Origin of the sequence: Gordonia polyisoprenivorans NBRC 16320 = JCM 10675, assembly GCF_000241325.1 — a bacterium.
Classification (GTDB): Bacteria; Actinomycetota; Actinomycetes; order Mycobacteriales; family Mycobacteriaceae; genus Gordonia; species Gordonia polyisoprenivorans.
On the sequence record NZ_BAEI01000094.1, the window covers coordinates 95,752 to 115,325 of the forward strand.

Genomic DNA, 19,574 nt, shown 5'->3' on the forward strand with positions numbered 1-19,574 from the left:
TGGAACCCTTTCTGTCAGTTCGTGGTCAACGCGTGCGACGACGAATGCGATTGCGCGCGTGCAGCGATCGCCTCGCCGGTTCGCAGCGCCGCAGAGGTCATGATGTCAAGGTTGCCCGCGTAGGCCGGAAGGTAATGTGCAGCCCCCTCCACCTCGAGGAACACCGAAACCTTGTATTTCACAGAGCTTTCGGGTTCTGCCAGCAGCGTGTGAATCGGCTCGTCAGTGGACACCGGCGTGAACTGAACCTCTTGCTTGAGGCGATATCCCGGAACATAGTCGGCAACATCGGCGGCCATCGCCGCGATCGACTCGCGAATCTGCTCGTGATCGGCATCGCCGATCAACGCCACCACGGTGTCACGCATGAGCGGCGGTGGTGATGCAGGGTTGAGGACGATGATGGCCTTGCCGCGAGCCGCGCCACCGACCGATTCGATGGCCGCAGCAGTTGTCTCGGTGAACTCATCGATATTGGCCCGCGTCCCCGGTCCCGCGGACGCAGATGCGATCGACGCAACGATCTCGGCATACGGGACCGCGGTGACACGCGAGATCGCATGCACGATGGGGATGGTTGCCTGCCCACCACAGGTCACCATGTTCACATTGTCGGCGCCCCGGGCCAGCTGATCATCGAGATTGACCGAGGGAACCACGTACGGTCCGATCGCCGCAGGGGTCAGATCAACGAGTTTCTTGCCGAAGGGCGCGAGCCGCTCGGCGTTTCTCAGGTGCGCGCCGGCAGACGTTGCGTCGAACACGATGTCTATATCATCGAACGTGTCGAGCGCGATCAGACCTTCCACCCCGTGAGCAGTGGTCGGGACCCCGAGACGCTGCGCACGGGCGAGCCCGTCGGAGTCCGGATCGATGCCGACGAGCGCACCCATCGTCAAGCCCTGCGATTGCCGCAGAACCTTGATCATGAGATCGGTCCCGATGTTGCCGGAACCGATGATCGCCACGGACACCTTGCCCATCACAGATCTCCTCGCGCGAAAGAAACCTCGACGATTCCCAGTCCGGAAATCTCGGCCCGCACAACGCTTCCCGGCTGCACCGGCGCCATGGGTCCCAGCGCACCGGACAGGACCACCTGTCCCGCTCGGAGCGGAGACCCATAGTCCGCGGCGGTACGCGCGAGCCATTGCAGAGCGATCAGGGGGTCGCCGAGGCAGTCGGCACCGGTGCCCTCGGAGACCACCTCACCGTCCACCGACATCGTCATCGAGGTGGAGATCGGTTCGAAGTCGGCCAGCGAGACCGGATTGTCACCGAGAACGAACAACCCACTCGACGCGTTGTCGGCAACCGTGTCGGTGATGGTGATGTCCCATGCGGCGACTCGGGAGTCGACGATCTCGATGGCGGCCACCGCGTGGCCGACAGCAGCACGAACCGTCTCCAGGTCCGTCGGACCGTCGAGATCGGCGGAAAGCGCGAAGGCCACCTCCGCTTCGACCTTTGGCTGCAAGAGCACTCCCACGGGTACTTCGGAAAGCCCGGAGACGTCCATGTCGGCGAAGAGAACCCCGAAATCGGGTTGGTCCACGCCCAGTTGACGCTGGACGGCCGGCGAGGTCAGCCCTATCTTTCGGCCGACGATCCGAGCGCCGTCACGCTCACAGTCGTCGACGAAGCGCTGTTGCACCTCGTATGCCGCGGCGACGTCCTCGGTGCCGAGCAGATCACGCACCGGAGGGCAGGGCGTCGCGGTGCGCCGTGCCGCAGCCAACCGCTCGGCGGCCGAGACGATGACACGCGGCGTGTCGTTCTGGAGCTTTTCGGTAGCAGTCATCGAATACCTCGCTGTCGGTTCACGAGTGAAGAATGCAGCCGTGACGACCGATGGCGGCAGAGTTCGTTCCGTTCGCCGGAACGTGTCCGCTCCCGGGCCCGCTCGTTCCAGACCCCGGAACACACCGTGGCCGGCAGCGGGCCGCGTCGACGAGTGTCGATACGCAGACCTGGGTACCAGGCACCGAGCCGAGGAGTGAACATGGTTGATGTCGTAGCCCGCCCGAACATCGCCGAGTCGATGGCCCTTTCCCATGAGGTGGAGCAGTTTCTCTACCGCGAGGCCGAGATGCTCGATTCATGGCGCCTACCAGAGTGGCTGGAACTATTCGGTCCGACCGGCCTCTATCTCATTCCTTCCACCGACAAACCGGACGGCGACCCGGCTCGCGATCTGTTTCTCGTCCAGGATGACCGATTCCTGTTGGAACAGCGCATCAATTCACTCATGCGCCGTTCGGCTCACGCCGAGTATCCGCATTCGCGTACCCGGCGGCTGGTATCCAACGTTCGGGTCGCCGTGCAGACCGAGGCCACCCTGCAGGTCTCTGCCAACTTCGCCGTCTTCCGGATGCGTGGTGGCACGGTGGATACCTACATAGGCCATTACGATCACATCCTGGAACGCGACGAGGACCACGGCTTCCGCTTCCTCACCCGGCGATCTGTGCTCGACCTCGATGCCCTGCGCCCGCACGGCAAGGTGAGCATCATCCTATGAGCCGGCTGGCCGACAAAGTCGCCGTGATCACCGGCACCAGCCCCAACATCGGCGGGACGCTTGCCGCGGGGCTCGCAGCCGAAGGCGCGCGGGTGGTGTGTACCGATCTTTCCGGCGACGTCGCCGAGGCCTGCGCCGCGGGTATCCGAGCCGCCGGCGGCGAAGCCATCGCGGTCGCCGGTGACGTCACCGACCCCGATCACGCGAACGAGGCCATTTCCCGAGCACTCTCGCAGTGGGGGCGTGTCGACATCCTGGTCAACAATGCGGTCTTTTTCCGACAGCAGGGACTACTCTCGATGCCCTACGACGTCTATCGCGCGCAACTCGACGTCATTCTCGGCGGCGCCTTTCTGTTCACTCGCGCTGCTGCGACGGCAATGATCGAGCGCGGTGAGGGCGGCAGCGTGATCAACGTGCTCTCGACCGCGGCATTTCAGGGGCAGCCCGGAAACATCGGATACTCCACCGCCAAGAGCGGGCTGCTCAACTTCACGCGTTCGGTGGCGATGGAGTTGGCCGAATTCAATATCCGGGTCAATGGTTTCGCTCCCACCGCCACCGCACCAACCAACCCGGCAGCCATCGCGCAGATGGAAGAGCTCGTCACCCGACCCCAGGAGTACCAGATGGACTTCTCTGCCCAGATACCGATGTCGCGTCTGCCCGCCCCGCAGGACTATGTCGGTGCCGTGGTCTTCCTCGCTTCTGACGAGGCGTCGATGGTAACCGGAACCAGCATCACCGTGGACGGGGGTGCAGGCGCGAAGTACTGGCCATGGATTCCCCACCGCGCATAGCAATGACGACCCCACCCCCAAGCCACACCCAATGGATACGGAGGGCCCGATGACCACTGTGATGATTGCACCGACGTCGGCGGTGATCACTCTCGACGCCGTGGAGACAGTGATTCGCGAGATAACTTTGGGCGGCTCCCCGGACGGGATCGTGATTCTTGCGGTCGAGCCCGGGTTGCTCGACGTCCTCGGCGTCGAGATCATGAATCGGCTCGCCGAAGACGGCTACGAGTCCCTCGCTGCGGGCTGTGACACGGGCCGGCTCGATGGACTCCTCGATCGCGCCGGATCTCGCGGTTGGACGCCGGAGCAGGTGGGCGTCTTGGGCCTGGGCCGCAGCGGTCAGCTTGTTCTCGAGGCCGCAACTCGCCTGGAATTCGGTGCAGCTGTGAGTATTTCAGCGACTCACCAACCAGAAGGATCAACAGGGCGATTGACCGACCATGTCCGTGGCTCGCTGTCGACGCCGTGGCTGGGCCTTTTCGGCTCAGCCGATCCCGGCGCGGATCACCATGCGATCACCGAGTTGACCCGTACCCTTGACGCGAATTCCCTTGTCCACAGCGAAATCGTGCGATACCCCGGTGTCGGTCGAGAGTTCTATCGCCATGCCGATCAGGACGGGCTCAGCTACGGCGCGTGGTACGACTCATGGCAACGGACCATTGAGTGGTTCGGCGCACGCGTCGCTCCCCGGCCCACCCCGCTCGCGCTGAAGTGGCGCGAGCGGGGTGCAAACCGCGACTGACCGCGACGTGGGTCGGCACCGTCGGAAAACGCGGCCGAGCAGAACGCCGTCGGACCCTCGGGACCGGCGGCGTTCTGCGCTATCGATTCACGTCACCGAGCAGATACCGCAGGTGGCGGCGCCTCCGAGTGGCGACGCTGGGCCGTGAACACCTCGCCGAGTTCGTCCTGCTCCTCGGGCGGCAGCACCTCTCCGGTGACCAACTCGTTCCACCGACGCCACCACGTGCGCATCTGCAACTCGTCGGTGCTCGAGGCTGCCGACTTGTTCATTCCTCGGGAGATGTCTGACCAGCCCAACTCCCGACGTCCGCCGTAGCCCACCTGGCAGCTCTCCAACGCCTCGACATCGTCGGGCGACGCGAGACCGCCCGGCCCCCAGAACGTGAGGAAGTTGTCGAGCCGCTGCTTACGCAGTTCGCTCCCCTCCTCCGGCGGCGCGAGCTCCCAGGCGGTCACCTCCATGTAGTCGGCTGCCAGCGGATCGATCTTGCGAATCAGAACACCCATGACGAGATCGATGACGACGAGATTGGGAAAGATCACCAGGTTGCGATTTCCCTGCATCCGGTTCACCCAACCGTCGCCGTACAACTCCCGGAAGTGGGCGAATCTCGCGTCGCGCTCCGACGCGCCCTCGGTTGACAGCGGACGTCCGAACAAGCCCTCGGTCGCCGGAGCGCCAGCGATCACCGCATGCCCGTTGCCGAGATCGATCGCGCGGGATTCCGCGAGCGCACCCGGGTCGAGCGCCCCACGCGCCGCCAACACCATCTCGAAATATCTCTGGTGGGTCGAGACGGCGTGATAGCCGTCGAAACTGTTTTCCACCAACAGCTTCCAGTTGGCCTTTACCGAGTACTCGTGGGTGCCGTCGAGAACCTCCATGCCCGACTCCGATTGGTCGCACACGAGATCGAGGTACTCGGCTGCGCCGGCGAGATAGGTGCGCAAATCGATGATGTCCGGGTCGAAGCTGACGAACACGAACCCCCGGTAACTGTCGACCTTGGCAGGTGCGGCAAGATCGGGACGAGCGAAATCGGCACCGTAGGCAGCGTCGTCGGGCATCGAGACCATGTCGCCGGAGGTACTGAAGCTCCATCCGTGATAGAAGCATGTCATGAAACGTGCGTTGCCCTGACGTTCGCGGCACAACATCGCTCCTCGGTGCGGGCACGAGTTGATCCACACCCGGATCGCATTCTTGGAATCCCTGGCAAAGATCAGCGGCCGACCGGCAACCGTGCGAGTCCGGAAATCATTCTTCTTTTTCAGCTCGGTCTCGTGACCGACATAGAGCCAACTGTGTTCGAAGATATTGTCACGCTCCTTGGCGAATACCTCCGGGCTCACCATCGCCTCGCGATTCACGCGGAATCGCGGCATCTCTCGGTCGTCGATCACATACTCGGACACCGGGGTCCTCCTTCATGCTGTGGCTGTCGATTGTGGCCTGTGTCTCGACTCTCACTCAATCCGCGATCGAATGGAGCTGCCGGTTCCATCCGCCGGAACCCCGGCTATGACTCCGGTCACCGGGAGCCTGACACTGAACCCACGCAACTCATTGCCTCTCGTCGCCGGGCTCCGAAGTGCGACAAACCGAATCGCGACTCTGCGAAGGAGTGAGGGTATGGAAGACACCCAGACGGTCGAACGTCGATTCGCTTGCATGGTGGACGATCTCCACAATGGCGAGTCCATGACGGTGCCCGGAGACATCGCCGTCGCGCTGTTCCGCAACGAAGAAGGGCAGTTCTTCGCCACAGCCGACATCTGCACCCACGAGGAGTGGTCTCTCGGGTCCGACAGCGACCTCGAAGGCGACGAGGTGATCTGCCCGCTTCACATGGCGCGCTTCGACATTCGTAGCGGAGCACCACTGTGCTTCCCGGCAACCGTAGCCCTCAGGACCTTCGACGTCGAGGTCGACGACGACAAGGTCTACATCTTCCACTGAATCGCTGCCATTTCGGCCACGTCGGCGGCCCCACCGTCGACCACCATTTTAGGAGAATCATGCATGTCGTGATCGTCGGCGCCTCCGTCGCCGGGATCCGAACCGTCCAGGCTTTGCGAGCCCAAGGCTACGGCGGTCGGATCACGGTGCTGGGAGACGAACTGTACCCGCCCTACGACAAGCCACCGCTGTCGAAAGAGATGCTCGATCCCGATGCAGACGGCAGCCCTGTCGAATTGGTCGACGCGCAGACGCTCGAGGCGCTGTCGGTGGATCTGCGGCTCGGTGTGCGCGCCACGGCGGTGGACACCGACGCCAAGGTCGTGTCCACCGACTCGATCGGCGAGATCGCGTACGACACGCTGGTCATCGCGACCGGCATGAGCCCGCGAACGCTCCCGGAAGCCGACCGGTTCGCCAACGTCTACACCATCCGCACCGTCGACGATGCGCGTGCCCTGCATGCCGAACTGTCCGTCGGACGCCGGGTAGTCGTCATTGGCGCCGGCTTCATCGGTGCCGAGTTTGCCTCGGCCGCAAGATCACACGGCGTTGCGGTGACACTCGTCGAAGCTCAGGAGGCGCCGTTGGCCGCCCAGTTGGGCGCGTCGGTCGGGATCACACTCGCCGAACTCCATTCCCATAACGGCGTGCAGATCCATACCGGCGTGCGTTGTGCCGGGTTCACCGGCGACGGACGGGTCACCGCGGTGAATCTGTCCGACGGACATTCACTCCCAGCCGATTTCGTGGTAGTCGGGATCGGAGCGAGTCCCGCCGTCGACTGGCTGAAGTCCTCCGGCATTGAGCTCGACAACGGGATTCGCTGTGACGCCACACTGAGGGCCAAGGGATGCCATGACATCTACGCGGCCGGCGACGTCGCGTATCGGGAGCATCCAACCTATGGCGAGCCGATGCGGATCGAGCACTGGACCAACGCCAATGATCACGCAGCCATCATCGCTGCCGATCTCCTCGGTGCCGCACCGCCGCGACCCACGCTGCCGTACGTATGGTCCGATCAGTACGGCAAGCGTATCCAGATCGTGGGGCGGCCGGCGGCCGGCGTGCCGACGATCCGCACAGGCACCGCAGTGACCGGCGATCTTGTGGTCGGTTACACCGATTCCCACGGCGTCGTGGTCGGCGCTCTCGTCGTTGACAATCCGCGCTTGCTGATGAAGTTACGCAGGGCGATCACAGCAGGTGCCGACCGAGCCGAAGTCGAGGCGGCAGTGCTCGCGACAGCCCCGGCCGGCGCGTGAATCAGGCTGTATATCAACACTATTACACCAAGGAGTTGTCATGGCAGACGTCATCGGTGTCGGACTGACCCACTATCCGTTGTTGGCGGGCAAGGACTCGCATATGGCGAGCCTGCTCACGAGCACTCTGAAGGACCCCGACATCCCCGCCGAACTCAAGGACCCCGCATCGTGGTCGGCGCAGGCACAAGCCGAGTGGGGCGACGACGCGGGTGTGAACGCCGCCGCCGAGCACCGGAAGCGGCTGATGGCCGACATTGACGTGTGCCGATCCGCGATCGACGAATTCGAACCCGACGTGTTGATCGTCTGGGGAGACGATCAGTACGAGAATTTCCGCGAGGAAGTGATCCCGTCATTCTGTATCCTCGCCTACGACGACACCGTCGTGCATCCCTTCGGCGTCCTCGACATGATCAAGGTCCCCAACTATTGGGATCTGCCTGGTGATACCTCCTTCGTGATGCGTGGTGACCCGGCGTTCGCCAAGCAGGCCGCCGGCGACGTCCTCAACTCCGGCGTCGACGTCGCCTACTCCTACCAGCCCAGGGAAGGCATCCACTTCCCCCACGCTTTCGGTAACACCCAACTGTTCCTCGACTTCGACAATGTGGGTTCCCGGTTCCCGTATCCGATGGTCCCGATGGCGGTGAATTGCTATGGCGAGCACGTCATCGCCCGCAAGGGCGGGATCGCCCGCTTCGCCGACATCGAGGCAGGCGAGAACCTCGATCCCCCCGGCCCGAGCCCGCGCCGATGTTTCGAATTCGGGGCGGCCGTTGGACGATTCGCCCAGCGCAGCGACAAACGGGTCGCACTCGTCGCATCCTCGAGCTGGTCGCACGCGTTTCTTTACGACAAGGGCTGGCACCTTCGGCCCGACACCGAGGCCGATCAAGCACTCTACGACGCCATGCTCGTCGGCGACTACGACACCTGGAACGCCCGGACCAGCCGGGAGGTGGTCGACTCAGGACAGCACGAGATGCTCAACTGGTATTGCCTGCTCGGTGCGATGGCGGCACTCGACATGTCGCTGACGTGGTCTGACTTCGTCACCACCGAGATCTTCAACTCCAACAAAGCGTTCGCCGTATTCGGCGGCTGACGCAACGGCGCCGGACTCAGAGTTCGCGGGGAAACCAGTGTTCGCGGCCGCTGGCCAGACCGTCCTCCAATTCGGCGACGATCTGACCGGCGGTCGAGCGCACCGCGCCCGAGACATTCACGGTGGGGGGCCGCTGGGCGCAGAAGCCCACCGAGATGGCGCCGACCGCGAATCCGTTCATCACGATCGGCGCTGCGACACAGGCCAGGCCGGGCTGGGCTTCCTCGCTCTCGCGCGCCACTCCTTCGGCGCGAACCTGGCGCAGTTGTCCGATCAACGCCTCCACCGACGCGATCGAGCGCGGTGTCATCCGGGGCAGTGGGGAGGGCAGGAAGTCGGCCAGGTCGTCGAGATTCTCGTACGCGAGCAGCGCCTTGCCGAGCGCGGTGCAGTTCGCGGGTAATCGAGACCCGATCGTGACGATCGATGCCGGCGAATCGCGTTGCGCCAGCTTCTCCAGGTACACCACGTCGAAATCGCGTAAAGCGCCCATCAGCACGGTCTGACCGGTCCATTGGTGGAGTTTCGTCAGGTGCGGCATGGCCAGATCGCGCATGTAGCCCGCAGGCGTGGACGCGCCGAGCTGCAGTAGCCCCATACCGATCTTGTACCCCGATCGGTGGTGCTCGACCGCTCCGAGATCGACCAAGCGTGACAGCAAACGATGAACCGTCGACTTCGGCAGACCCGACGCACGCGACAGTTCGCTGAGTGTCATCACCCGCTCCTGCGCGTTGAATGCGCGCAACAGATCGAACGCCTTGGTCAGGATCGACGGCGTCTCACCCGCGCCTTCGCGGGGCTCTGAGCCGGTGGTCGACATCGGTCACCTCATACACATCGTGTCTGGTCAGGGTTACTCCATATCGTGATCGGCGTCACGGGTTTGACGCTTCTCAGGGTTCCGGTCGCTGGAACCGCCGGTTCTCGTCGACGCATTCCGGGTTCTAACCTCGGAGCTCCAACCTCGGAAGCCACCACCAGGACCCGATGCCGCAGAGCGGAGCACACATGGATGCCACTGCAACGCCCCCCGACGCAACCGGTGTCGATGTCCACGCCCACTATTTCGGTACCGATCTCGGCGAGCGGCTGGCGGTGGCCCCGGACGACCGCTGGCCAAGACTGGTGACCGACGGTGACACGGGTCGGCTGATGTTGGGCGACAGGATTTTCCGCAGCGTCCGATCAGTGCTCTGGGATGTCGACGTACGTATCGCAGAACTCGATGCGTCCGGGGTCGGCCTGCAGGCGATCTCGCCCGTACCGGTGACCCTGGCCTACTGGGCTTCGGAACCCGACGCGGCGGCTTACGCCCGTGCATCCAACGACTCGATCGGCTCCGCCGTGGCTCGCTCCGCGGGCCGTCTCGTCGGGCTCGGCACCCTGCCACTGCCTCACATCGATGCCTCCATCGAGGAACTGGAGCGGCTGGTCGGAGAACTTGGCTTGTGCGGTGTCGAGATCGGAACACAGATCGCGGGAATGGACTTGGATTCACCCGTTCTCGAACCGGTATTCGCAGCCGCCGAGAGACTGGGGACGGCTGTGTTCGTCCATCCGACAGACGGTGGCGGCGGAGTCATTCGCCGAGGCGGTCAGCCCTACGACTTCGGCCTCGGCATGATCAGTGACACCGCGATCGCGGCGACAGCGCTGGTCTTCGGCGGAGTCCTCGAGCGTCATCCACAACTGAGAATCGCCCTCGCCCACGGTTGTGGAACGTTTGCCTGGGCGTATCCGCGACTCCGTCTGGGCGCGAGCATCTTCAACGGTATCGAACCCGACCGTGTCGATCGGATCATCTCGTCGATGTGGGTCGACTCACTGGTGTTCGATCCGCAGCACCTTTCGCTGCTGATCGATCGATTCGGCTCCGACCACGTCATGCTGGGCACCGACTACCCCTTCGTGCCCGGGCAGATCGAAGGCCATCGCGACTTCCTCGGCAGTGCAGTCGAAATCGGCGCCCTGAGCCCAGAGCAGGCCGACGGTATCCGGCGTACCAACGCAGCGGACTTCCTCACTGCGATGTCTCGGAAAGCCCTGGCCGGTGGGCACTTCGACGGCACACGATGACTCCACACGTCGTGATCGTCGGCGCACAACCGGTCGGCCTGTGCACGGCCCTCGGTCTCGCGCAGCAGGGCATCGGCGTCACCCTGGTGGCCCTCGAATCGGACGACTCGACATGCTTCCAATTCGTTCACAATTGGTCTGTTCTACCGGGTCTGGATGCGCTCGGGGTTTTGGCCGATGCGCGAGCCGTCGGGTCGTCGGAGACTCAGATCGGAATTCGCATCGGTGCGACCGGCGAGACAATCGTCCTCGATCTCGGAGTGCTCGGCTCCGAGGTTCCCTTCCCGTTCAACCTTCATCTGGAAGAGACCGCGTTGTCGGCCATCTTGCTCGATCATCTCCTACGGTTTCCGGCGGTCACCCGTGTGGACGCTGCGCGCGTCACCGCGGTGGCCCAGGACACCGCTGGGGTACGCATCGACATCGAGAGCCCCGGCGGCGCGACATCGATCGGTGGCGACTGGCTCGTTGCTGCTGACGGTACGAACAGCACCGTCCGGCGACTCCTCGGTATCGGATTCCCGGGCTTCACCTGGCGAGAGCGATCCGTCAGCGTGCTCGTCACCACGCATCAGAAGACCCCCGATCTACGACCGACCACGTTTGTGGTCAATCCCGAGCGGAGCGCGCTGCTCCAGAAGGCCGGCCCTCACCGATGGACCTGTGCGTTCACAGAATCGTTGGAGCTATCCGAATTGTCCCTCCAGAGCCGGGTGGCGACCGCCGCGAACGACTTCCTCGGCCCTGACCTCTCATCGCTGGACGGGTGGGTGACGGCGCGGATGCATCACCGCAGCGCCCAGACTTACCGTGCCGGACGTGTGCTCCTGACGGGAGCCGCAGCGCATGTCACCAATCGCATCGTCGGACATAGCTCGATCACGGGCTTTTTCGACGCCTATCGACTGGTGGAGGCACTCGGTGCGCACATCGAGGGCGTCGCCGACGACCGGGTCCTCGACACATGGGCGGCCAGCCGACGACGCATCTTCCTTGACGATGTGGCCCCGCTGAGTACCAGTAGAAAACAACTCTTGAGTCTCGATGCCGATCAACTGAACGCCGAACTCGACTCCTATCGCGACGCTGCGGCATCGCCGGACGTGCTGCGGGACATGCTGCTGGTCAATCGCGCACTCGCCGGCGACTCACCCCTAGCCCGGCAAGCGTGATTCCAGCGAGTGGAACCAGCGATGTGATCCCGTCGTCAAACTTCATAAGGTCATGAAGTCACCGGCAGGACAACATCTTCCGATCAACCCCTGTTACCCGTACCCGACGTGAGGGAGTCCGACATGACGTCGACCGTGAATCTCGAAGAAGGCCTGTTCATCAATGTGCAGGGAACGCGTACCCACTATCACGATGTCGGGGAGGGTGCACCCGTACTGCTGCTGCACGGCTCCGGTCCGGGCGTATCGGCGTGGGCGAACTGGCAACACGCGATTCCCTCCCTTGCCGAGAACTCGCGCGTACTCGCTCTCGACATCGTCGGTTTCGGACACACCGAGCGCCCCGACGACGTTCGCTACTCTCTGCGCACCTGGACCGACCATGTGTGGAACTTTCTGGACGCCTTGGGAATCGACAAGGTGTCGATCATCGGCAACTCACTGGGCGGGCGTATCGCATGCCAGATGGCCGAGGACAACGACACTCGGCTCGATCGCATCGTTCTCATGGGTGCACCCGGGGTCGGGATGACCCTGACCGAGGGATTGAAGGCGCTGCGCGCGTACGAGCCGTCACCGGAGAACATGCGCAACCTGTTGATCAATTACTTCGCCGTCGACAGCTCGATCATCACCGACGACCTGGTACGCATCCGGTACGAAGCCAGCGCCGCACCGGGTGCACACGAGGCTTACCACCTGATGTTCTTCAGCCCCGACCACGCCGGCAGTGAACTGGCGATCACCGAGGAGCAGGTCCGTGCGATCACCGCACCGACGCTTCTGGTGCATGGCCGTGAGGACCGGGTGGTCCCGGTGGACGTGGCGTGGAACATGGTCCATCTCCTCCCGGACGGCGATCTCCATGTGTTCTCCCGTTGCGGCCACTGGACGCAGATCGAGCGGTCGGCCGAATTCAACTCCCTGGTCAAGGAGTTCCTCCGCATCACCGCGTAACGCGCACCGACAAACCCAGCTGGTGATGATGTGCATGCGCCGAATTCCTCTCGGCGCATGCACATCACGGACACGCGCGGCGCCGGCGCCGATCAGCCAATCGAGTCGCGCAGAACGAATTTTTGAATCTTGCCAGTTGCCGTCATCGGCAAAGCGTCGACAACCACAAGGCGCTCGGGCAGTTTCTGCACCGCGATCTTGCGCTCGTCACGTAGATACCGGCTGACCTCTTCGAGATCGATGGACACACCCTCCGCCGTCACGACGAACGCACACGCCCGCTCGCCGAGCCGTTCGTCGGGGTAGCCGACGAGGGCCGCCGCGGTGATGTTCGGATGCGCGATCAGATGGTCTTCGATCTCGCGGGCAGAGATATTGGTGCCGCCCCGGATGATCAGGTCTTTGATTCGTCCGGTGACCCGCAGATAGCCGTCGGAGTCCATCCGCCCGAGATCACCCGAGCGCTTCAGCCCGGACGAATCGATATCCCGGGCAGTGAGTTCGGGATTGTTCCAGTAACTCAACATCAGTCCGGGACCACCGTGGCAGATCTCTCCCTCGGCGCCGGCGGGCGCCGGACGACCGTCGGTGTCACGCAAGTCCAACCACACCCCGGGCGAGGCCTTTCCGTCGGACCCCACGATCTTCTCGATCGGATCCGTGGGGCTGCACGCTGTGATGATGAAGCCTTCGCTGCACCCGTAGAGCGGCAACAGCGATGTGGTCGGCATCTTCTGCTGCCACTCGCGTAGCAGCGACTCGGGGATCGGTGCGCCCGCACAGATCCACGTCCGCAACGAGGAAACGTCGATGTCGTGAGTTGCCAACGCGTCAAGCGCCATCCGCACGAATGGTGTCGCGGTCATACTCATCGTGCAGCCGAATCTCTCGATGCGACGCAATCCGTCGACCGGCTCCCATGCGGGCATCAGGTGGGCGGCGGCGCCGAGCACGATCGGACCGCACACTCCGGTCATCAGGCCCGTGGCATGCGTGATCGGCGACGGCTGGAACATGACCTCGCCAGGCGCCATCGCCATGATGTCGCGGCACAGGTTGTACAGGCTGAACGAGATCGTGTTGAACGTGTGCTGACAGCCTTTGGGCCGCGATTCGGTACCCGAGGTGTAGATGATCGCGTGGTTGTCATCTCCGGAGGGAACCGGCCCGAGTTCGTCGTCATCAGGCGTCGGACCGTCACCGATGAGGTCCTCCCAGCGTGTACCGGTGAACGAATCGTCGGCGCGCACGGCGACCACCGCGTCCAGCCCGGCGCAACGATCTGCGATGTCGGCGTGCATCGCGGCATAGTCGAATCCCCGGAAAGTGTGTGCCACGAACGCCATTCGCGCGTTCGAGTGATTGATGATGTACTCGACCTCGTCGTGGCGATAGATCGGCATCGTCGGCACGAGCACCGCGCCGATCCGCGTGATCCCGACATAGGCGATCGCGAACTCGACCCAGTTGGGTAGCTGCACCTGGATGCGGTCACCGGCCCGTATGCCACGCCGCCTCAGTTCGGCGCCCAGCCGGTAACCCTGGTGACGCAGTTGCGCCCACGTGACCTCGGCGTCCCCGTCCGAGAACGCGACGACGTCCGGCTGTGTGGACGCCCAGTGATCAACCCACTGAGCCAGGCTCTCGTCGCGCCAGTCACCACGTGACCGGAAGGTCGCGAGTTGGTCAGTGCTGTAACAATTCTCCGGCCGGATACCTGCCGGGTTCTCGGTGATGGCCATACTGGGCTCCTCGCATCATGCTGACAAATCTCCACCGGCGACCTGATTGCCGGCTCGGTACCGGGTTCCTGCTACTGCCGGGAGGTTAACCTCGGCCCCGCCCGGAAAGTCCGTCTTCACCACGAACCCCTCCAAAGTCCCCCGTGACCACCCGCTCGGGTGACCGGTGAACTCACGCGGCAGATATGCCGCCGTTGACGCTGATCGCCTGACCTGTGAGCTTCGCCGCCGCCGGAGTGATCAGAAAGCCGGCCAGTGCCCCGATGTCGTCAGCTGTGGCCACACCCAGGTGCGCTTGTTGCGCGGCCCGCGCGAACAATTTGCCACTGAAGCCGCCCTCGGTGATTCGCTCGGTGGAGGCGGTCCCGCTGACCAAGGACGGTGTGAGCACATTGGCCCGAATACCGTGCCTCTTCTCCTCGATTGCGAGCACCCGGGTGAACATCACCAGCGCGGCCTTGGCAGCGCCTATCACCGATTCGCCGGGGGTGGCAGTCTTCGCGGCGTCGGAGGCAACGTTGACGATGACTCCCCCTCGCTGTTCTCGCATGCCCGGCAAGGCGGCTGCCGCCATGAACATCGCCGGTAGCGCCAGATCATTGAGTATTGCCGGAATCGTCGATGCAGGTATGTCCTTGAACAGCTCGGGGCGTGTGTCGGCAGCTGTGGTGCACATCATGATATCCAAGCCGCCCAGCACTTCTCGTGCACGAGCCACGATGTCATCGGCGGCGTCTGCTGATCGCGCATCGCCCGGCAGGAAGTACGCCTCGACACCGCGTTCGGCAAGCTGCTCGCGTGCCTCCTCGCCGCGCCGCACCGTTCGTCCCACGACAGCGATCCGCCGCACGCCGACCTCCGCCATCGCGAATGCGCTGTGCAAGCCGATTCCGGCAGTGCCGCCCACAATCAGCGCGGCGCTGTCCTTGGTCTCCTTCACCACGATGTTCTCGCTCACAGCGACACCGTCCCTCTGCGGAACACATCGCCGGCGATGATCCGCTTCTGGATCTCGGCGGTGCCGTCCGCGATCAGGTAGGCGGTGACGTCTCGATAGCGTTGTTGGAGTGGAAATTCGGCAGCATATCCCAGGTTTCCGTGGATGCGCATGGCGGCTTCGATCGCGTTCTTGGCAACCTGCGGTGGCCACCACTTACCCATCGACGCCAGTGCGGTGTGGGGCTGCCCCGTGGCACGTAACCACAGCGCCCTGTAGCAAATCCACCGTGCCGCCTCGAGCATCGTCGTGTGTTCGGCGATGAGAAACGAGACACCCTGGTACTCGGTGAGCGGTTTGCCGAAGGTCTGGCGATCCTTGGCATACTGGACAGCCTCGTTCAGGCTTTGCTGTGCGGCGCCGAGACACAGCAGACCGAGGGCTGCACGGCTGAAGTCGAAGTGGTTCATCACCGTGTGGAATCCGCGGCCCTCCTCGCCCACGAGATGATCTTCGGGAATGAAGACGTCGTCGAAATGAATCGATCCCCAACCCAATGGGAGACAACCCATTCCGAGCATGTGGTGAGCCGAGACGCCCTCGCTGTCCATCGGAACCACAAAGCAGCTGATGCCCTGGGATCGGGTCGTTCCGGGAGTGCGCGCATAGACGAGAGTCGCGGTGGCATTCATCGCCCAACTGATCGCGGTCTTCTCGCCGGATAGTCGCCAGCCGCCGTCGACCTTGGTCGCGCTGGTGCGCAGCGCACTTGCATCGGAGCCCGAGCCGGGCTCGGTGAGCGCAATCGCGACGGTCTCCTCACCTCGGATCAACGGCGGCAGGTACCGCTCTTGCACTGCCCGATCGCAATGCAGGAACTGCGAACCGACCAAGCCGATCTGCACGGGTGCCGACGCGATGTTCACGTCGCCGGCCGCGAGCACTTCGGTAGCAAGACCCAGCAATACCGGATCCTCCTCGCCGGTGCCCCCGAACTCCTCGGGCAACCCGATGCCGAGGACACCGAGATCGCCGAGCTGTTTGAACGCTTCGAAGGGGAACTCCGTGGACGCGCTGCGGTCGCGATAGTGCGGCAACAGTTCGCGTGCAGCGAATGTCTTGAGTGTGTCCGCGAAAGCGGCGTGCTCACTGGAAAAGTCGAACGAGACCATCAGGCTGCTCTACATCCTCATCCGTGCGCCGAGTCGACGGCGCGATGTACTAGGTCGCCCTACTATAGGTCGACCTATCATTTAGGATCAAGGGTATGACCAAATGACTCGCCGACTCGAGCGCCCACAGTGCACCCACACGGAACAGCCGGCACACCGGCACCGATCGGGAGGTCGACGGCGTCAGTTGACAGAGTCGATCCACGAATCCGACTGCAGCTCTGCGGCGAAATCCCCGGCCGCCTGACGATAGTCGGCGAGGATGCGATTGAGTCGGCGCACGTCGGCCCGCTCGATGTGCGGACGAGCGAAGACATCGGCGTTGAGTTCGAGGGTGGCTTCGCGGGACACCTTGCGGCCCGCTGCGGTCACCTCCACCAGGGTCGCCCGGCGGTCGGTCGGGTGCGGCCGGCGCGCCACCAGTGCTGCGCCTTCGAGCCGGTCGACCACATTGGTCACACTCGTCGGATGCACCTGCAGCCGCGAACTGATCTTGGCCATGGGTAACGAGCCGTCACGGGTAAAAGTCAGCAACGCCAGCAGTTCGTAGCGCGCGAACGTGAGACGGTGCCGCTTCAACACCGCATCGACCTGCGCGAGCATGATCTGCTGCGCCCGCATGACCGACGTGAACGCTGCCATCGTGTCGGCCACCTCGGCCCAACCCTGGCGCCGCCATTGCCGATGCGCTTCGGCAATCGGGTCGTACGGAAGCGGATCGGATGCAGGCATGAGAACGAGTTTGACATACGCCGCGTACCCACATGTTGAACCACGTATCATTTGGTACGACCAAAAGCGAGCGACTCAGATCGCGGCGAACTCACGAGGATGGCTGCACATGTCCACCAACCACACCCCGACTCGCTCCTCCAGTCACTCCGGTGACGCGCTGGAGGGGGTGGTGGTCCTCGATCTCGGACAGGTGTACGCGGCGCCCTACTGCACCCATCTGCTTCGGTCATTGGGCGCGACGGTGATCAAGATCGAGCCCTTCGGTGGCGAGCCCATTCGTTGGCGTTCGACCGGTGAGTCCTCCGGGCCGGCATTCCTGATGCTCAATGCCGGCAAGTTGGGCGCACGGATCGATCTCAAGTCCGGGCGCGGACGCGAACTCTTCTGCGACCTCGTCCGACATGCCGATGTGGTGGTGGAGAACTTCGCTCCCGGCGTCATGGAACGGCTTCAGTTGGGGTTCGAGGTTCTCCATGACATCAATCCGGCGCTCGTTCTCGCGTCGGGACGAGCGTACGGCGAACATCCCGCGACCAGAGGCCTGCGCGGGATGGACGTCACGGTGCAGGCGATGTCGGGCATGGTGTCGGCCACCGGTTTTCCCGATGGCGCGCCGGTCAAGTCGGGCGGAGCGGTGGTCGACTTCGCCGCCGGGAGTCAGCTCACCTCGGCGGTGCTCGCGGCTCTGTTCCAGCGGGAACGAACAGGCATCGGCCAGCACGTCGAGGTGGCGATGCAGGATGCCATCTTGCCCACACTGACCTCCAACATCGCGGGTCTACTGGAGTCCGAGGGAGACTTTCCCGAACGCACCGGGAACCGCCACGGCGGACTCGCCGTGTGCCCCTACAACATCTATCCAGCCTCCGACGGCTGGATCGCGATCTTGTGTCTTCGTCCGAAACACTGGATCGACCTGTGCCGGTTGATGGCTCGCCCGGACCTGGCAGGCAATTCCGCGCTGGCCACACCCGCCGGGCGCGTGGACCGAATCGACGACGTCGACGCGGCGGTCACCGCGTGGACCGCGGCGAGGACCACAGACGAGGTATTTTCGTCATTGCAGCAGGCCGACGTTCCCGCTGCACCGGTGCGCTCGCTGCCCGAGGTGATCAACGATCCCGCCCTCCGGGACAGGGGAATGCTCGGCGAGATCGGTTCCGGCGACCGGAAATGCACGATCCTCGGTAGCCCGATATAGATGGGCACGCCGACTCCGGCGCCACGCGGTCCGGCACCGCTGGTCGGTGAGGACACCGACGAGGTGCTCCGGACATTCCTCCATCTGGCCGATGAGGAGATCGAAGCCCTCCATGCCGACAATGTGATCTGACCCGTTTTCTCGGGCAGGTGTATTCGTTCACCGGGGCATATGCGGCACGGTGGTGAGCGCATGGTTCTCCGACCGGCGCGGGCTTGCGCTCGGTGCGCTGATGGCCGGACTGGGTGCCTGCGGGGTTCTGATACCGTACCTGGCCAACTACCTATTGGACATGATCGGCTGGCGCGGAACGTTTCTCGTCATCGGAGCGCTGTGCGCGGTGATCCCCACGGCGGTGTACGCACCCGTCACCAAGATGCCGGTAGAGCACGAGCGTGAGCGCGCCGCCGCGGGTCGTACGGCAGGAGAATCGTTGCGGCGCATCGCCACATCGTCTCGTCAATTCTGGATGTTGAGCGCCGCGATCTTCCTGGTGTCGACGGCCACGTTCTGATTGATGTCACAGATGGTACCGATGCCCACGGACAAGGGCATCAATCCTACATTGGCCGTTGCACTGCTGTCCGTGCTGAGCCTGTCGTCCATCGTCGCCCGCCTGATCGTCGGTTACCTGCTTGACCGGGTCTTCGCATCATTCGTCGGCGCAACCATTTTCGCCGCGTCGCGTGTGCGACCGGGTTGACCGCACCCGCACTCGCGCCGATCAATACGCACAGAGCGTAGAAGACGCCCTGATTGGCCGGCAGCGCGGCCATCAGCATCAGTCCGATCCCGAAGCCGAGCGTCATGGGAATGGTGGGGATCCGACGGTGTCGCGGCTGATCTCCACGCTGGCTGCCGATGCGCCGGCGGCTTTGTCGGCGATCAACACCGCTCGCGCCGCAGCCCGCGCGCAGGCGTGGACCGCCGCCGGCACCGCAGCCCCTAACCATGACCGTGATGTGCGGCATCCGTTGATCATCGACCTCGACGCCACCTTGGTGACCGCACACTCCGACAAAGAGCACGCCACCCCAAACTGGAAGAAAGGGTTTGGTTTTCACCCGCTATGCGCGTTCGCCGACCACCAAGCCGCCGGCACAGGGGAACCCCTCGCAATCATGTTGCGGCCAGGTAATGCCGGGTCGAACACCGCCGCCGATCACATCAGC

General features: G+C 63.9%; 19 protein-coding genes and 2 pseudogenes. 13 read left to right on the forward strand and 8 right to left on the reverse strand.

Going from position 1 to position 19,574, the window contains the following annotated elements:
- Positions 1–14 precede the first annotated feature (14 nt).
- Entirely contained in the window at positions 15–983 is a 969-nt protein-coding gene (locus GOPIP_RS27125; RefSeq protein WP_006373103.1) for an acetaldehyde dehydrogenase (acetylating), read from the reverse strand.
- Positions 983–1,801, reverse strand: a complete 819-nt coding sequence (locus tag GOPIP_RS27130) for a 2-keto-4-pentenoate hydratase (RefSeq protein ID WP_006373105.1) — start codon at positions 1,799–1,801, stop codon at positions 983–985. Before GOPIP_RS27130 ends, GOPIP_RS27125 begins: the two co-directional genes overlap by 1 nt.
- 201 nt (positions 1,802–2,002) lie before the next feature.
- Here GOPIP_RS27130 and GOPIP_RS27135 point away from each other — a divergent pair, with 201 nt between their 5' ends.
- The 3 genes from GOPIP_RS27135 to GOPIP_RS27145 all read left to right on the forward strand — a co-directional run bounded on the left by GOPIP_RS27135 (position 2,003) and on the right by GOPIP_RS27145 (position 4,069).
- Positions 2,003–2,521, forward strand: a complete 519-nt coding sequence (locus GOPIP_RS27135; RefSeq protein WP_006373107.1) for an aromatic-ring-hydroxylating dioxygenase subunit beta — start codon at positions 2,003–2,005, stop codon at positions 2,519–2,521.
- The gene (locus GOPIP_RS27140) at positions 2,518–3,321 is read left to right on the forward strand and encodes an SDR family NAD(P)-dependent oxidoreductase (protein WP_006373108.1); all 804 of its coding nucleotides are present in this window, start codon (positions 2,518–2,520) and stop codon (positions 3,319–3,321) included. Before GOPIP_RS27135 ends, GOPIP_RS27140 begins: the two co-directional genes overlap by 4 nt.
- A gap of 82 nt (positions 3,322–3,403) precedes the next feature.
- Complete coding sequence (locus GOPIP_RS27145; protein ID WP_231386699.1) at positions 3,404–4,069, forward strand: dienelactone hydrolase family protein; 666 nt, start codon at positions 3,404–3,406, stop codon at positions 4,067–4,069.
- Positions 4,070–4,161: 92 nt separating this feature from the next.
- Here the strand turns inward: GOPIP_RS27145 and GOPIP_RS27150 are convergent, their stop codons facing one another.
- On the reverse strand, positions 4,162–5,487 hold the full coding sequence (locus GOPIP_RS27150; RefSeq protein WP_006373110.1) for an aromatic ring-hydroxylating oxygenase subunit alpha: 1,326 nt from the start codon (positions 5,485–5,487) through the stop codon (positions 4,162–4,164).
- A gap of 217 nt (positions 5,488–5,704) precedes the next feature.
- Here GOPIP_RS27150 and GOPIP_RS27155 point away from each other — a divergent pair, with 217 nt between their 5' ends.
- Genes GOPIP_RS27155 through GOPIP_RS27165 form a run of 3 tightly spaced genes read left to right on the forward strand, consistent with a single transcriptional unit; the run spans position 5,705 to position 8,407 of the window.
- On the forward strand, positions 5,705–6,031 hold the full coding sequence (locus GOPIP_RS27155; protein ID WP_006373111.1) for a non-heme iron oxygenase ferredoxin subunit: 327 nt from the start codon (positions 5,705–5,707) through the stop codon (positions 6,029–6,031).
- Between the two features lie 59 nt (positions 6,032–6,090).
- Complete coding sequence (locus GOPIP_RS27160; RefSeq protein ID WP_006373112.1) at positions 6,091–7,299, forward strand: NAD(P)/FAD-dependent oxidoreductase; 1,209 nt, start codon at positions 6,091–6,093, stop codon at positions 7,297–7,299.
- Between the two features lie 40 nt (positions 7,300–7,339).
- Positions 7,340–8,407 carry a DODA-type extradiol aromatic ring-opening family dioxygenase gene (locus GOPIP_RS27165; RefSeq protein WP_006373113.1) on the forward strand — a complete coding sequence of 356 codons (1,068 nt, stop codon included), beginning with the start codon at positions 7,340–7,342 and terminating at the stop codon, positions 8,405–8,407.
- Positions 8,408–8,423: 16 nt separating this feature from the next.
- Here GOPIP_RS27165 and GOPIP_RS27170 read toward each other — a convergent pair whose 3' ends face one another.
- Complete coding sequence (locus GOPIP_RS27170) at positions 8,424–9,230, reverse strand: IclR family transcriptional regulator (protein WP_006373114.1); 807 nt, start codon at positions 9,228–9,230, stop codon at positions 8,424–8,426.
- A gap of 188 nt (positions 9,231–9,418) precedes the next feature.
- Between GOPIP_RS27170 and GOPIP_RS27175 the strand changes: the two genes are divergently transcribed.
- The 3 genes from GOPIP_RS27175 to GOPIP_RS27185 all read left to right on the forward strand — a co-directional run bounded on the left by GOPIP_RS27175 (position 9,419) and on the right by GOPIP_RS27185 (position 12,615).
- Entirely contained in the window at positions 9,419–10,486 is a 1,068-nt protein-coding gene (locus tag GOPIP_RS27175; protein WP_006373115.1) for an amidohydrolase family protein, read from the forward strand.
- On the forward strand, positions 10,483–11,658 hold the full coding sequence (locus GOPIP_RS27180; protein WP_006373116.1) for an FAD-dependent oxidoreductase: 1,176 nt from the start codon (positions 10,483–10,485) through the stop codon (positions 11,656–11,658). Before GOPIP_RS27175 ends, GOPIP_RS27180 begins: the two co-directional genes overlap by 4 nt.
- A 123-nt stretch (positions 11,659–11,781) precedes the next feature.
- Positions 11,782–12,615 (forward strand): alpha/beta fold hydrolase, encoded by an 834-nt coding sequence (locus tag GOPIP_RS27185; protein ID WP_006373117.1) that lies wholly within the window; start codon positions 11,782–11,784, stop codon positions 12,613–12,615.
- 92 nt (positions 12,616–12,707) lie between these two features.
- Here the strand turns inward: GOPIP_RS27185 and GOPIP_RS27190 are convergent, their stop codons facing one another.
- From GOPIP_RS27190 to GOPIP_RS27205, 4 genes are all read right to left on the reverse strand, one after another.
- Positions 12,708–14,357 carry an AMP-binding protein gene (locus tag GOPIP_RS27190; protein WP_006373118.1) on the reverse strand — a complete coding sequence of 550 codons (1,650 nt, stop codon included), beginning with the start codon at positions 14,355–14,357 and terminating at the stop codon, positions 12,708–12,710.
- Positions 14,358–14,529: 172 nt separating this feature from the next.
- Positions 14,530–15,315 carry an SDR family NAD(P)-dependent oxidoreductase gene (locus tag GOPIP_RS27195; protein ID WP_006373119.1) on the reverse strand — a complete coding sequence of 262 codons (786 nt, stop codon included), beginning with the start codon at positions 15,313–15,315 and terminating at the stop codon, positions 14,530–14,532.
- Positions 15,312–16,466 carry an acyl-CoA dehydrogenase family protein gene (locus GOPIP_RS27200; protein ID WP_006373120.1) on the reverse strand — a complete coding sequence of 385 codons (1,155 nt, stop codon included), beginning with the start codon at positions 16,464–16,466 and terminating at the stop codon, positions 15,312–15,314. Before GOPIP_RS27200 ends, GOPIP_RS27195 begins: the two co-directional genes overlap by 4 nt.
- A gap of 183 nt (positions 16,467–16,649) precedes the next feature.
- Positions 16,650–17,198, reverse strand: a complete 549-nt coding sequence (locus GOPIP_RS27205; protein ID WP_006373121.1) for a MarR family winged helix-turn-helix transcriptional regulator — start codon at positions 17,196–17,198, stop codon at positions 16,650–16,652.
- Positions 17,199–17,307: 109 nt separating this feature from the next.
- On the opposite strand from GOPIP_RS27205, the gene GOPIP_RS27210 reads away from it, so the two are divergent.
- The 4 genes and pseudogenes from GOPIP_RS27210 to GOPIP_RS27225 all read left to right on the forward strand — a co-directional run.
- Positions 17,308–18,402 (forward strand): CaiB/BaiF CoA transferase family protein, encoded by a 1,095-nt coding sequence (locus GOPIP_RS27210; RefSeq protein WP_006373122.1) that lies wholly within the window; start codon positions 17,308–17,310, stop codon positions 18,400–18,402.
- Positions 18,403–18,534, forward strand: a complete 132-nt coding sequence (locus GOPIP_RS29780) for a hypothetical protein (protein WP_020171873.1) — start codon at positions 18,403–18,405, stop codon at positions 18,532–18,534.
- Positions 18,535–18,580: 46 nt separating this feature from the next.
- Positions 18,581–19,081: pseudogene (locus tag GOPIP_RS27215) on the forward strand (MFS transporter); the annotation flags it as partial.
- A gap of 142 nt (positions 19,082–19,223) precedes the next feature.
- Positions 19,224–19,574: pseudogene (locus GOPIP_RS27225) on the forward strand (IS1380 family transposase); the annotation flags it as partial.

What these genes read in the sequence shown, in the direction of transcription:
- GOPIP_RS27170 (WP_006373114.1), bottom strand. Translation starts at nt 9,230, where the DNA reads ATGTCGACCACCGGCTCAGAGCCCCGCGAAGGCGCGGGTGAGACGCCG.
- GOPIP_RS29780 (WP_020171873.1), top strand. Translation starts at nt 18,403, where the DNA reads ATGGGCACGCCGACTCCGGCGCCACGCGGTCCGGCACCGCTGGTCGGT.
- GOPIP_RS27140 (WP_006373108.1), top strand. Translation starts at nt 2,518, where the DNA reads ATGAGCCGGCTGGCCGACAAAGTCGCCGTGATCACCGGCACCAGCCCC.
- GOPIP_RS27160 (WP_006373112.1), top strand. Translation starts at nt 6,091, where the DNA reads ATGCATGTCGTGATCGTCGGCGCCTCCGTCGCCGGGATCCGAACCGTC.
- GOPIP_RS27200 (WP_006373120.1), bottom strand. Translation starts at nt 16,466, where the DNA reads ATGGTCTCGTTCGACTTTTCCAGTGAGCACGCCGCTTTCGCGGACACA.
- GOPIP_RS27205 (WP_006373121.1), bottom strand. Translation starts at nt 17,198, where the DNA reads ATGCCTGCATCCGATCCGCTTCCGTACGACCCGATTGCCGAAGCGCAT.
- GOPIP_RS27125 (WP_006373103.1), bottom strand. Translation starts at nt 983, where the DNA reads ATGGGCAAGGTGTCCGTGGCGATCATCGGTTCCGGCAACATCGGGACC.
- GOPIP_RS27135 (WP_006373107.1), top strand. Translation starts at nt 2,003, where the DNA reads ATGGTTGATGTCGTAGCCCGCCCGAACATCGCCGAGTCGATGGCCCTT.
- GOPIP_RS27180 (WP_006373116.1), top strand. Translation starts at nt 10,483, where the DNA reads ATGACTCCACACGTCGTGATCGTCGGCGCACAACCGGTCGGCCTGTGC.
- GOPIP_RS27165 (WP_006373113.1), top strand. Translation starts at nt 7,340, where the DNA reads ATGGCAGACGTCATCGGTGTCGGACTGACCCACTATCCGTTGTTGGCG.
- GOPIP_RS27155 (WP_006373111.1), top strand. Translation starts at nt 5,705, where the DNA reads ATGGAAGACACCCAGACGGTCGAACGTCGATTCGCTTGCATGGTGGAC.
- GOPIP_RS27175 (WP_006373115.1), top strand. Translation starts at nt 9,419, where the DNA reads ATGGATGCCACTGCAACGCCCCCCGACGCAACCGGTGTCGATGTCCAC.
- GOPIP_RS27210 (WP_006373122.1), top strand. Translation starts at nt 17,308, where the DNA reads ATGTCCACCAACCACACCCCGACTCGCTCCTCCAGTCACTCCGGTGAC.
- GOPIP_RS27130 (WP_006373105.1), bottom strand. Translation starts at nt 1,801, where the DNA reads ATGACTGCTACCGAAAAGCTCCAGAACGACACGCCGCGTGTCATCGTC.
- GOPIP_RS27185 (WP_006373117.1), top strand. Translation starts at nt 11,782, where the DNA reads ATGACGTCGACCGTGAATCTCGAAGAAGGCCTGTTCATCAATGTGCAG.
- GOPIP_RS27190 (WP_006373118.1), bottom strand. Translation starts at nt 14,357, where the DNA reads ATGGCCATCACCGAGAACCCGGCAGGTATCCGGCCGGAGAATTGTTAC.